General features: G+C 36.1%; 13 protein-coding genes. 5 read left to right on the top strand and 8 right to left on the bottom strand.

Going from position 1 to position 12,775, the window contains the following annotated elements; genetic code table 11:
• The first annotated feature begins 80 nt into the window (after positions 1-80).
• From DUT69_RS14360 to DUT69_RS14350, 3 genes are all read left to right on the top strand, one after another.
• The gene (locus DUT69_RS14360) at positions 81-1,079 is read left to right on the top strand and encodes a fumarylacetoacetate hydrolase family protein (protein WP_113653933.1); all 999 of its coding nucleotides are present in this window, start codon (positions 81-83) and stop codon (positions 1,077-1,079) included.
• 155 nt (positions 1,080-1,234) lie between these two features.
• On the top strand, positions 1,235-1,543 hold the full coding sequence (locus tag DUT69_RS14355) for a four helix bundle protein (protein WP_240186728.1): 309 nt from the start codon (positions 1,235-1,237) through the stop codon (positions 1,541-1,543).
• Positions 1,544-1,664: 121 nt separating this feature from the next.
• Entirely contained in the window at positions 1,665-2,552 is an 888-nt protein-coding gene (locus DUT69_RS14350; protein ID WP_113653932.1) for a flavin reductase family protein, read from the top strand.
• Positions 2,553-2,559: 7 nt separating this feature from the next.
• Here DUT69_RS14350 and DUT69_RS14345 read toward each other — a convergent pair whose 3' ends face one another.
• The 6 genes from DUT69_RS14345 to DUT69_RS14320 all read right to left on the bottom strand — a co-directional run bounded on the left by DUT69_RS14345 (position 2,560) and on the right by DUT69_RS14320 (position 8,314).
• Positions 2,560-3,093 carry a C40 family peptidase gene (locus DUT69_RS14345; protein ID WP_113653931.1) on the bottom strand — a complete coding sequence of 178 codons (534 nt, stop codon included), beginning with the start codon at positions 3,091-3,093 and terminating at the stop codon, positions 2,560-2,562.
• A 127-nt stretch (positions 3,094-3,220) separates the two neighbouring features.
• A complete protein-coding gene (locus DUT69_RS14340) occupies positions 3,221-3,592 on the bottom strand; it encodes a hypothetical protein (RefSeq protein ID WP_113653930.1) in 372 nt (123 codons plus the stop codon).
• Positions 3,593-3,683: 91 nt separating this feature from the next.
• Entirely contained in the window at positions 3,684-4,385 is a 702-nt protein-coding gene (locus DUT69_RS14335) for an SDR family NAD(P)-dependent oxidoreductase (RefSeq protein WP_113653929.1), read from the bottom strand.
• A gap of 73 nt (positions 4,386-4,458) precedes the next feature.
• Positions 4,459-6,243 (bottom strand): aromatic amino acid hydroxylase, encoded by a 1,785-nt coding sequence (locus tag DUT69_RS14330; RefSeq protein WP_113653928.1) that lies wholly within the window; start codon positions 6,241-6,243, stop codon positions 4,459-4,461.
• 384 nt (positions 6,244-6,627) lie between these two features.
• Entirely contained in the window at positions 6,628-7,104 is a 477-nt protein-coding gene (locus DUT69_RS14325) for a GtrA family protein (RefSeq protein WP_113653927.1), read from the bottom strand.
• A 124-nt stretch (positions 7,105-7,228) separates the two neighbouring features.
• Positions 7,229-8,314 (bottom strand): calcium:proton antiporter, encoded by a 1,086-nt coding sequence (locus tag DUT69_RS14320; protein WP_113653926.1) that lies wholly within the window; start codon positions 8,312-8,314, stop codon positions 7,229-7,231.
• 152 nt (positions 8,315-8,466) lie between these two features.
• On the opposite strand from DUT69_RS14320, the gene DUT69_RS14315 reads away from it, so the two are divergent.
• Positions 8,467-9,666, top strand: coding sequence for a C40 family peptidase (locus DUT69_RS14315; protein ID WP_113653925.1), 1,200 nt, complete (start codon positions 8,467-8,469; stop codon positions 9,664-9,666).
• Positions 9,667-9,668: 2 nt separating this feature from the next.
• Complete coding sequence (arsC, locus tag DUT69_RS14310; protein WP_113653924.1) at positions 9,669-10,010, top strand: arsenate reductase (glutaredoxin); 342 nt, start codon at positions 9,669-9,671, stop codon at positions 10,008-10,010.
• 123 nt (positions 10,011-10,133) lie between these two features.
• Here the strand turns inward: arsC and DUT69_RS14305 are convergent, their stop codons facing one another.
• A complete protein-coding gene (locus DUT69_RS14305) occupies positions 10,134-10,769 on the bottom strand; it encodes a hypothetical protein (RefSeq protein ID WP_240186727.1) in 636 nt (211 codons plus the stop codon).
• A gap of 209 nt (positions 10,770-10,978) precedes the next feature.
• Positions 10,979-12,619, bottom strand: coding sequence for a glycine--tRNA ligase (locus DUT69_RS14300; protein ID WP_113653922.1), 1,641 nt, complete (start codon positions 12,617-12,619; stop codon positions 10,979-10,981).
• Positions 12,620-12,775 lie beyond the last annotated feature (156 nt).

The following is a 12,775-nucleotide window of genomic DNA, read 5'->3' as shown; positions in this document are numbered from 1 at the left end:
TTTATAATTTAACTGGAATAAAAATTTTTAAACCTTATTCTATTCCTTAGCTTTACCGTATATTCTTAACCAGATATCATATGAAACTAGTATCCTATAAAACTGAAGACGTTGAACATTTAGGTATTTTTGTTAACGGACATATTTACAACCTAAATTCTTGCAATAAGTTAATTCCAGATAATATGGCTGAATTTCTTCAAGGTGGAGAACCCTTGATGGAGCGAGCTAAGCAAATTAACGAGGATATAATAAGTGGTACGTTAACACCTAAGGAAGAAGTTTTTTATCAAATATTGGCACCAGTTCCGCATCCTACTTCTTGTAGAGACGGTTATGCTTTTCGCCAACATGTTGCAGCGGCCAGAAGAAACAGAAAGGTAGATATGATTGCCGAATTTGATCAATATCCAATTTTCTATTTTACCAACCATAATGCCATTCAGGGGCCTGGTGAAATTGAATGTATGCCAGACCATTTCCAAAAATTAGATTTTGAACTTGAAGTGGCCGTTGTTATTGGTAAAAAGGGCAGGAACATAAAGGCTGCAGAGGCAGATGATTATATTGCTGGATATACGATTATGAATGATATGAGCGCTCGTACCCTGCAAATGGAAGAAATGCTTTTAAATTTAGGTCCGGCTAAAGGCAAAGATTTTTCTACCGTTATTGGTCCTTGGCTGGTAACACCAGATGAATTAGAAAAGTACAAAGTGGCACCGAAAGCAAACCATGTAGGTAATGCTTACAACTTAAAAATGACTTGTCGTGTAAACGGAATTGAAGTTTCTGCAGGGAATATGGCCGACATGGATTGGACGTTTGCTGAAATTATTGAACGTTGCGCTTATGGTGTAGATATTTTACCTGGCGATGTAATTGGTTCTGGAACCGTTGGTACAGGCTGTTTCTTAGAATTAAATGGCACAGGTATATTAAACGATCCAAACTATAAAGTACAATGGTTGCAAGCAGGCGATGACGTAGAAATGGAAATCACTGGATTAGGCAGTTTAACAAATATTATTACCAAGGTTGATACTGATTTTTCTTTGTTGGCTTTAAAGAAAATTTAAAGCGTTACAATGTTTAATGATTAAAATGTTGGAATGTTTAGAATTAACAGCGCATCAAAAAAATGGGAAAAATTGATAGGTTTGAAGATTTAGAAATATGGCAAATTGGTAAACAAATTGCTATAGAAGCTTAACGAATTTCCGATTTAGAGCCTATGAAATCAGATTTTGGATTGAAAGATCAATTTAGAAGAGCTGCGATGTCAATATCAGACAATGTTGCAGAAGGTTTTGAATATAATAATAATCCTGATTTTATTAGATTTCTGACCTATGCAAAGGGTTCATCTGGAGAATTTAGAAATAAGGTAATCATTCAAAAAGAAGCCAATAAAATAAAGGAAGAAGATTATCTGTTACTATATACAAAAGCCATAGAATTTTCTGCAAAAGCAAAACGTTTTATAGATTATTTAAGGGATTTTGAGAAGAAAAAGAAAGCTTTAAAAAAGGGGATTATTTGAGTGCCTAATCAACTTTTGATATCTCAATTTGTTTGCCTCTTTTAACACTCCAATTTTACAACAATTTCATTTTACAACGGTTTCATCAATCCAAAACATTCCAACATTTCAACTTTTATAAATGCTAACACTAAACACATCAGATCTCTCTCCCGTTCATTTGCAAAACTATTTGCAATATGCTATTGCACCACGTCCGATATGTTTTGCCTCTACTATAGACGCCGAAGGAAATATTAACCTAAGTCCGTTTAGTTTTTTTAATATGTTTAGCACAAATCCACCCATGTGTATTTTTTCTCCAGCTAGGAGAGTGCGAGATAACACCACAAAGCATACTTTAGAAAATGTATTAGTCGTAAAAGAATGCGTTATTAATATTGTTGACTATAGCATGGTGCAACAAATGAGTTTAGCCAGCACCGAATATGGGAAAGGTATAAATGAGTTTGAAAAGGCAGGTTTTAGTATGTTAGAATCGCATTTGGTAAAACCGCCACGAGTTGCAGAAGCACCAGTACAATTAGAATGTGCTGTTAAAGAAGTTATTGCCTTAGGAGATCAGCATGGAGCAGGAAATCTTATATTAGCCGAGATAAAATTAATTCATATTAAAGAAGAAATTTTAGATAGCGAAGGTAAAATAGATCAGCAAAAAATAGATTTGGTAGCTCGTTTAGGTGGAGATTGGTATTGCAGAGTTACACCAGAAAGTTTATTTAAAGTAGCAAAACCTCTAACTACTTTAGGTATCGGTGTTGATGCTTTGCCAGTTTCTGTTCGTAACTCTAAGGTGTTAACGGGTAATGATTTGGGTATGCTAGGCAATATAGAACAACTACCATCTGCCGAAGAAATAGACGATATACAATGGAATGCTAAGGTAAAAGATATTTTAGATGCCACAATTGGCGATGCAACAAACAGAGAAAGGGAACTGCATGAATTAGCGCATCAGCTTTTAGCAAGCGGTAATGTTATTGATGCACTTAAAATCGTTTTGCTTTAAAAACCGATTACTCTACTATAGAAACCGCCTTTAAAAAGCGACTTTTATAATAACCATTTAACTCGGTAATTGTAACGCCATTTGCTTTTCCAGAACTAGAATGGATAAATTTTATTCCATCTTTATCTATCGAATAAATGATTCCGACGTGGCCAACGCGTCTAACTTTTGGGTTCGAACCTGTAAAAATTAACACGTCGCCTACTTTAGCTTCATCTAATTTAACCGGTACACCAGCTTTTACAAACTCTGGAGAAGAACGAGGAACTTTGAAGCCAAAGTTGCTAAAAACGTAGTTTACAAAACCAGAACAATCAAAACCTTTTTCTGGATTACTTGATGCATATCTGTAAGGCGTGCCCAACATAGATTTTGCAAAATCTAACAACTGCGAACTTGGCGAATTGGAAACCGTAGGGATTTTACTTAGTATTTTCTCCATCATAGATTTATATCTCGATGGGAGAGAGCTATTGTCTTGTGCGTTAGCCGTAATAGAAAACAAGCCAACTAAACAAAGGATGAATATTGTTTTTCTCATATTAAGTTTCCAAAGATAGGAAAAAAACACAAAGCAGGTAAGATGTTGATAACTTGTTTGTTATTGAAGCCGTTAACGAAAAAAGCCCCGATAAATTATCGAGGCTTCGAAATAAATTCTAATTTTTTTAGATAGTAGCGAACATCGATTGTGCTTTTTCGCCGATAATAGGCATTGGTTTAGCTTCGTTGTTAATTGCTCCAATTAACCCAATTATCCAAACAATAAACAAACCTAAATAGATAATGTACATTAAATAGGCAAGTGCAACAATTCCTGTAGCGAAAATAATAATACCGACTACAAACCCTAATCCCCATGACAAAATGATGGAAACAATATGGAAAAGTAATGTTTGTCTTAAATGATAACCTCCTATGGCAGTGCGGTTATCTTTGTGCATTGCAAAGTAGGCAATTAGCCATCCAATAATTGTAAAGTAACTGATAATTGCAGCGGTTTTGCCGTTGTCTGTGGTCGTTAGGTTGCTGTTTTCCATAAAAATTGATTTTCGTTTTTAGTTTATTGAAAATTAGGCAACAAATGTTAACCGAAAATGTTTTAACTATCAATTAATTACTTTATCACAGCTATGGTGTAGTTACGGCAACTGGCAAGGTCTTTCCATTAAAAAACTTGTGTCCGGTTCGAGCAAAATCGGCCACGTATTTGCCCATTTCAAAAGCTAGTACAGGGCTTTCGTAACCCGGAAATGCAGTTTCCAGCATTTCTGTTTGCGCAGAACCCAAAGCTAAACAGTTAACTTTTATGCCACTTGGTGCCAATTCTAAGGCCAAACATTCTGTTAATGTATGTAATGCGCTTTTGCTGGCAGAATAAGCTGCTAAGCCAGCGAATTTAATACTCCCCTGAAATCCGCCCATGCTACCAATGTTAACAATGTGTGCACCAGCTTCCATAAAAGGTAATGTGCATTTAATCATTTTAAAATGGCTCATCACATTGGTTTCTAGCATTGTTGCTAAATCAGCCTCTGTTGTTTCTAAAAACGATTTGTTTATCAGTTGTCCGGCATTGTTTATTAAAATATCAACCTTACCCAACTGTTGTTTTAAAAATGGAGCTAAAGCAGCGTAATCGTCGTTTATTAAATCAAATTCTACAGGTAAAAGCGTACACTCTGGATTGATTTGCTTAGCTATTTCCAGGAGCTTTCTTAATTTATCTGCTGAGCGGGCAATGCAAACGACTTTGTTTTTACTGTCTAATGTAAGCTCTAGTGCAGCTTCAAAACCAATTCCGCTGCTAGCGCCTGTAATAATTATGTTCATTTGGTAAAGTTATAAGTTATAAGTTGTAAGTTTTACGTTAACTTAAAACGCATAACTTACAACCTAAAACAATTTAGTCTTCCTCGTTTATTAGTTGCGTAACCGGATTGGCAATAACGTGTAAGCCATCATTAATCAATTTTGTATAATCCGCTTCGCTATTGGCTTTCATCTCTAGGTAAACCCTAAGTTCTTTTTCAAAATCGGCATCCAATTGCTTATGGTAAACAATTTCCAAAATTTCCAATGCACAAAGCCAGTCTGCTCTGTAATTTGTTTTTAATGTTGCAAAAATTCTTTTCAATTCGGTTAAATCGGCCACACCCTCTCTAAAACTTCTTACTTGCTGGTACAAGCTATGAAGTTTTTGGGTAGGCTCGTCGTAAATAACCTTATGAGTTTGTTCCTTACTTACAAAAACAATTTCCTCGTATGCGTCTTTATCTGCAGCGCCATTAAATACCGAAATTATTTTATCTCCAACCGCCATATCATAAACGCCCCATTCTGGCTTGAACAATATATTTCCGTTTTCTTCGGTAACTGTACAATCTTCAAATGCGATTAAAATTACTTTATCAGCTTTGCTTACAATCTCTTTTACCTTACCAACAACGGTAATTCCACTTTCAAAATTTAAAGTTGCTAATTCAGCTATGCCAATACCTGCATCAATTAAATCCTGATTGTCAAATTCTTCCAAAAGCTTTTTAAAACCTTTTAATTTACCAACGGGTGAAGAAAAACCATCTGCATGATAATTTTTACCATGGCCATCCAACTGTTCCCCATTAAATGCTAAAGCAGATGGGCCGGTTGTTTTTAAAAACGTAAGCTCATCATCTTTATCCATCCCTAAATCGGTAAAAATTCCCGTTACCTGCAGGCCTGAACTGTATACCGCCGTGCTTGGGTTTTTACATTCAATTGCCTTTAATATGCTTTCACTACCACCGCGTCTAAACGCCATTGTGTTAGCAAATGCTTCTAAAACATCAATTAAATTCTGAAAGGTAGGTGTTACAAATAATTGCGGTTGTTGTTTCGTAATATCGTATTGATAATTAATCGTATCCAGATTGTACCAGATTTTTTTTATATCCGGGTTCATACAAGTTGCGCTTTCGCCGATAGAAGAAAGTAAGCCTGCGCCGTAAATTTTAGGATCTTCTAATGTGCCAATCAAACCATATTCTACCGTCCACCAATGTAACCGGCCAAGCAAGGCCATTTCAGACGGTTCGCCCATGTTGTCTGCAATATTGCGCAACGTTTTTTCTGCCTTCGCAATTTCTTCTTCATCGCCATTAACCGCTTCCTTTAAAATAGAAAGCTTTCTAATTGCCTCATAAAGTTCAAAATCCTTGCTGCTAAACATTGCTTTTGCGCCAATAGAGCCAAAATAACTTAAGTAATTGTTGTAGTCGGTATCGGCAATAATGGGCGCATGACCAGCACTTTCATGAATAATATCTGGTGCAGGTGTGTATTCGATATGGTTAATCTGTCTAATATCTGCCGCAATAACCAATACACGGTGCGCTTGGTATTCCATAAATGCCGCTGGCGGAATAAAGCCATCAACCGTAACTGCGCCCCAACCAATTTTACCCAAATTGTCGTTCATGGTTTGCAAATCCGGAATGTATTCAATGCTTAATCCTGCTCTTTGCAAACCTTTTATATACGGATAATACGCCACATGCTTTAAATAGCTATAATTTTGACGCATCACATAACGCCAAACCGCTTGGTCAATCGGCGTGTATTTCTCGTAGTGTTGCTCAACTATAAATTGCCTCAAATGTTTAGGCAATTTGGCTACTTGTTGATTATTAAAATCATTAAAATCACTCATATTGCATGTGTATATGTATAATGGCTAAAATAGCTTCTTAAAGCTAGTAATCCAAAAAAAAGAATGCGGTTTTACGCTTAAATGATTAGTATCATATTAATTAGAAAAGCAATTTCTATGCGCTCTAGGTTGCCCTTGTCCTGCCCATGCTTCAATCTTTTAGCGCTTTGGTTTTGCAAACCTTCGCTTTGCTAAAAGGATTTTCGCGTAGGTCAGGTTTAGTTAACAAGAGCTTTTGCAATAAAGCGAATTATATAGAAATAGTGGGATTTAATCACGCTCAGGTGGCTATTATGGTTTTCAGCTTTGCGATAAAAGGGTAACTATAACCAGAGCCGAACGCCAAGCGCAAACCTTGAAGTATATTTTAGGCTTTATTAATAGTTAATGCTTCTTAACCTTGAACGTGAAATATTTCTGAGAAAAATAACTGAAAACAGCTAAAATTAAAGTTATGCAAGCTTTTGCAATGGTCGGATAAAATAAAAATCCCTCTATTAAGATTTTCATCAACGCATAATTTAATAAGATATTTGTACCGTAAACGGTTGCATATCTAAACAACTGAATTCTTCCTTTAAGGTTCGATTGGGTAAATACCAAATACTTGTTCAGCATAAAGCCCACAGAAAATGTTACTGCCGATTCGAGAATTAACGCGGCAATAGGTGCGGTTATTAAAAAATTACCGACATGTACATCCTCTTGGTGTAAAATGAAATTGTAGATGATGTAGTAACCGACAATTCCGGTAGCAACCGTTGTACCACCGCTGGCCATGTACCTAAACGTATGTAAGGAGAACCATCTCTTAAATGGAGGATAGAAAAAGTCTATCACTTTAAGTGCTAGTTTTCTCATCCTAATATTATAGCGTTACTGGGCATTCGTTGTTGTTGCAATTTCTATAGCACGCAAATGTAGCTATTGATTTGTGTTTAAGAAAATTTATAACTTAACGAATGCGCAGTTTTAAAATTATCACCTATGGTGCTACAATAGTAAATAAGTAGGATGCAAAAATTACCAGCAGTACTACGCCCGGCAATATGTTTGTACGGCCAGAACCTAAGGAGAGCATAATGGTAAACAACGAAAGCAATAAAAGCGCAATAGATTTGGTGTCAATACCAAGCGTAATCGTCAATCCAGAGATAATTGATACTACGGCTACTACCGGAATAGTTAAGCCGATTGTAGCTAATGCCGAACCTAGTGCTAAATTCAAACTGGTTTGTAGTCTGTTTTTTCTTGCCGCTCTATAGGCCGCTAAACCTTCTGGTAATAAAACCACCGCTGCTATAATTACACCAACTAACACTTTCGGCGCACCTGCACTAATAACGGCATTTTCTATATCTGGCGCCAAAGATTTTGCCAGCAATACTACAATTCCTAGGCAAACTAGCAAGAGTAGTCCTGAACTTAGCGCTACTTTATTTGTTGGTGGTTCGGCATGTGTTTCTATGCTGGTAGCATCATTTCCCGGAGGAAGAAAAAAGTCTCTATGCCTTACGGTTTGCACTAAAACAAATATGCCATATAAAATCAATGAGGTAATAGCAACAAAAATTAATTGCGTATTGGTGTAAAAAGGTCCTTTAATACTTGTGGTGTAGTTAGGAAGAATAAGGGTTAGTGTTAAAATAGCCGTTAAAGCTACTAAAGCAACCTTAACGCCATCTAAACTGAAGCGTTGCTGCTTAAATTTAACGCCACCTGCTAGTAGGCAGATGCCCACCATTCCTGTAAGAATAATCATTACCGCTGCAAAAACAGTATCTCTGGCAAGTTCCTCGGTGCCAGGCCCACCAGTAAGCATAAGAGACACAATTAACGAAACTTCTATCGTTGTTACCGCTAGTGCTAAAATTAAAGTTCCAAAAGGTTCACCAACTCTATGCGCTACAACTTCGGCATGATGAACAGCCGATAACACGCTTCCTATCAAGAAAAAAACAAGTATAATTGTTTTAAATGTTCCTATCCCATCAAGCGGTAAAAAATAGGCTAACCAAGCTAAAATGGGAATAGCAATTGTCCATAACGGCAGAGGTAATTTTTTGAGCATCTTGTAAATTTAAATGGTTTCAGTATAAAATCAGTTTAACAAAATTTTGGCCAAAATGTTTGTATTAGCTTTAACCAATGTGTTTGTAAGGATTAAATTACGTTGTTTAGGTGTTTCCAATTTATTGTAACTTAGTAGATCAATTACTACCTATGAAACAAATTGTTGGTGTTTTTATGTTAAGCTTTATTTGTTTAAAGCTTAATGCGCAAACAGATTCTGCAATTTTTACCAAAATTGCAGAGCAGGTAAAAAAACAATATGCACCAGATAAAAGATCGGTTTATTTTAACCTGCGATTTAAACAAGATTCTGTTTGGCTGGAGAGTAGTTCTAACATCGCTTTGCAAGAATTTGATAAAGTAAAACCAAATCTTCCTAACTTAAAATTTCAGTCTACTTTAGTTCCCAATGAGTCTTTAGGCGGACTAGAGTACGGTGTAGCGAATTTATCGGTTTCTAATAATAGGGCAAATCCTCAGCACGCAGCAGAGCTGATGACCCAAATGCTGTTGGGAACACCAGTGCGGATTTTAAAAAAACAAGGTGGTTTTTATCTGGTTAAAACGCCTGATAATTATTTGTCGTGGACGGATGGAAGTGCGATAAAACCCATGACTAAAGAGCAGTTTGAGGCTTGGCAGAGTGCTGAGAAAGTAATTTTTACGGCAGACTATGGGCATTCATATACTGGACCAACGTTAAACGGTTATCGAGTATCTGATTTAGTTAAAGGTAACATCTTGCAAATTCTAGCTTACGGAAAAGTGATGAGTAAAGTTATTTATCCGGATGGTAGAATTGCTTATTTAGAAACCAAAAACGTAATGCCTTATAAAAAATGGTTGAAAGAACTAAACCCGAATGCGAAATCAATTATTAAAACTGCTGAGACTTTAATTGGCGTTCCTTATTTGTGGGGTGGTACTTCTTTAAAAGGTGTAGATTGTAGTGGCTTTACAAAAACTGCCTATTTTTTAAATGGTGTAATTATTCCTAGAGATGCATCGCAACAAGCATTAATTGGTACAGCGTTGGATGTTTTAGAAAACGATAGTATCAGTGTGGAAAAATGCCTTAAAAATTTAAAAGCTGGAGATTTGCTTTTCTTTTCTGCCGCAAAGCGAAGAGGCATTAATGGAGGAAGGGTTTCGCATACTGGAATATATATGGGCAACGGTGAATTTATTCAAAGTGCCGGGATGGTTAAGGTGAGTAGTTTAGTGCCGACTGCTTTAAATTATGATGCCGGACAAAGCGTAACTTTGGTTGGCGCCAGGAGAATTTTAACAGCTATTGGCCAACCAGAAATAATAAGAGTAGATCAACACGATTGGTACGGAAAAAATTAAATATGATTACAATTTACCATAATAACAGTTGCACCAAAAGTCGCATTGCATTAGCTGAACTTACAAAAAGTGGCGAAGACTTTGAAGTGATTAACTATTTGGAACAAACGCCAAGTATTAAAGAATTGAAAGAAATTGTCCAAAAATTGGGCATTAAACCTTTTGAGCTAATTCGGGTAACGGAAAAGCTTTATAAAGATGAATTTAAATCCAAAGATCTAAGCGATGACGAATGGATCGAAGTTATGCACAAAAATCCTATCTTAATTCAACGTCCAATTATAGTTTCTGGAGATATTGCGGTAATTGCTAGGAGTGAAGAAGAGCTGGATAAGGTGATTTAAAATTTCTTACCTCGTTGAATAGTAATAGAAGATGTCAATCCTGAGCCTGTCGAAGGATTTTTGATGACTCAAAACATTTCGACAGGCTCAATTTGACGTTTTTTAAGCTTTAGAATCTAATTTCTATAAATCATAAGTTGAAACAAAACTTTCATAAGGCCCCTCTGGGTAAAAATAATAGATACCGTATACCTTTGTTTTCTCGGGCAATTCTTTTAATGTCCTATGGTTAACTTTAACAGCCTTTTTAAGCTGACTCAAGAGCATAGCAGAAAGCTTTTTGTTATTAAACCCTTTCAGCAACGTCGTTTTTCTTAACTTAATATCTTCAGCTATTTCATATTCTACAACAGCAAAATCGCTTTTGGTTCCGTTAAAATTCCTCAATACTTCTAAATTTTCTTTTGGGAGCCAAACGCTTAATTCATGTTGATTTTTAAATGACATTTTGCTTTTCTTTATCCAACTTAAAACTGCTAATTTCAAATCTAGATTTTCTTTGTGTCTAACATCTGCATCGGGATATTTAACCAGGTCAAATTTTTGATCCTGTTGTACAGCTCCAGAACAGTAACCAAACCTTAATTCGCCATTGTAATTATAGGCGAAAATTAACCAAGTCGAATTTTTCTCAGTATAAAAAGCACAAGAACTACTTAACCAACTATGGATTTTAAGTTTTTTAACTTGTTCTCCTTTATATAAGCTAATAATCTGAATTTCTATGTTATGATATTCTTTGTCTTTCTTATCTGGCAAAACTTCAATGATTTTAGCCAGCGCTACAAAATCGTTCGATCTAAATTTCTCATCTAATGCAGTTCGTGCACAAGAACAAGCGTATATTGAGTTGAAGCTAAACGTTAGAAGAAATATTAGAAGCATCTTTTTCATAATTAAAAGTAATAAAAAAATCCTTGTCGGTTTTACTCAACAAGGATTTTAGCAATCTACAGCCTTATTATTTATTAAGCCAACAAATTTCTCCAGCTAACTTTACCTTCAATAATAGTATGTAATTCTTTAATTTCTATACGTTGTTGCTCCATCGTATCTCGATGACGAATAGTAACGGTATCGTCTTCTAAAGTTTGGTGATCTACAGTAACGCAGAACGGTGTACCAATAGCATCTTGTCTGCGGTAACGCTTACCAATAGCATCTTTTTCCTCATAAATACAGTTGAAATCAAATTTCAGTCTATCCATAATTTCACGAGCTTTTTCTGGCAGGCCATCCTTTTTAGTTAATGGGAAAACAGCCACCTTATAAGGCGCTAAAGCTGGGTGTAAACGTAACAAGGTTCTGCTGTCTTGTTTATCAGCTGTGCTTAAATCTTCTTCCTCAAATGCATTAATCATCGTTAACAAGAACATTCTGTCTAAACCGATCGAGGTTTCGATAACGTATGGAACATAATTGCCATAAGGCTTGCCCTCTTCGTTTAAATCGTTATCAAAATACTGCATTTTCTTGCCAGAAAACTCTTGGTGTTGAGTTAAATCGAAATCAGTTCTACTGTGTATGCCTTCCACTTCTTTAAACCCAAACGGGAATTCAAATTCGATATCCGTTGCTGCGTTAGCATAATGGGCTAATTTAACATGGTCGTGGAAACGATATTTCTCTGTTGATGTTCCCAAAGCTTGGTGCCATTTTAAACGAGCTTCTTTCCAATAGGCAAACCATTTTTTATCCTCGCCTGGGCGAACGAAAAATTGCATTTCCATTTGTTCAAACTCACGCATACGCATAATAAACTGGCGAGCAATAACTTCATTTCTAAATGCTTTACCAATCTGCGCAATCCCGAAAGGAATCTTCATTCTTCCAGATTTCTGTACGTTTAAGAAGTTCACAAAAATACCTTGTGCCGTTTCTGGGCGAAGATAAACTTCGTCGCTACCTTCTGCCATAGCACCAAATTGAGTGCTAAACATCAAGTTAAACTGGCGCACATCGGTCCAGTTAGAGGTTTTGGAAATCGGACAAATTACTTTGTAATCAACAATTAAGTCTTTTAGTTGTGCAAGGTTTTCAGATTTAAGCGCCAAATTCATTTCAACCTCAAGCGCCAAACCTTTTCTTACAAATTTCCAGCTTGCCTCTTCGGTAAAAGGATGTTGTGCGCTATCTAAAACTTCCGTTTCACTTCTAAAACCTGTAATCCAGCTAGCCTGGTCTTCATCGCTTTTTGCTAAAATACCTTGTTGAAATTCTTCAAATTTAGCCTTGTTAGCTGCACTAAAACTGGCCAACTCCGAGTATAGTTCATCAATTTTGTTTTCCAATAACTGATCGGCACGGTAACGTTTTTTCGAATCCTTATTATCAATCATTGGGTCGTTAAAACCATCAACGTGTCCGCTGGCCTTCCAAACTTTAGGATGCATAAAAATTGCTGAGTCAATCCCCACAATATTTTCGTGCATCTGCACCATTGCTTTCCACCAGTAAGTTTTAATGTTGTTTTTTAATTCGGCACCTAATTGTCCGTAGTCGTAAACGGCACTTAAACCGTCGTATATTTCGCTGCTCTGAAACACAAAACCGTATTCCTTAGCGTGTGATATTACATTTTTAAATTGTTCGTCGTTTGTTTTAGCCATAGTAGCGCAAAGATAATAAATAAGCTAAAAGGTTGAAGGTAAAAGGTGAAAGGATTTTCGCTACTAATTGGTGCAAATAAATACCTCCATTTGTCATCCAGAGTAAAGCGAAGGATCTATTTTTATATTTTCTTTAAAAAGCAAATCACTGCCATG

The sequence above is a fragment of the Pedobacter namyangjuensis genome, from assembly GCF_003313325.1.
GTDB lineage: Bacteria > Bacteroidota > Bacteroidia > Sphingobacteriales > Sphingobacteriaceae > Pedobacter > Pedobacter namyangjuensis.
This window is presented reverse-complemented; position numbering and strand designations above follow the sequence as displayed.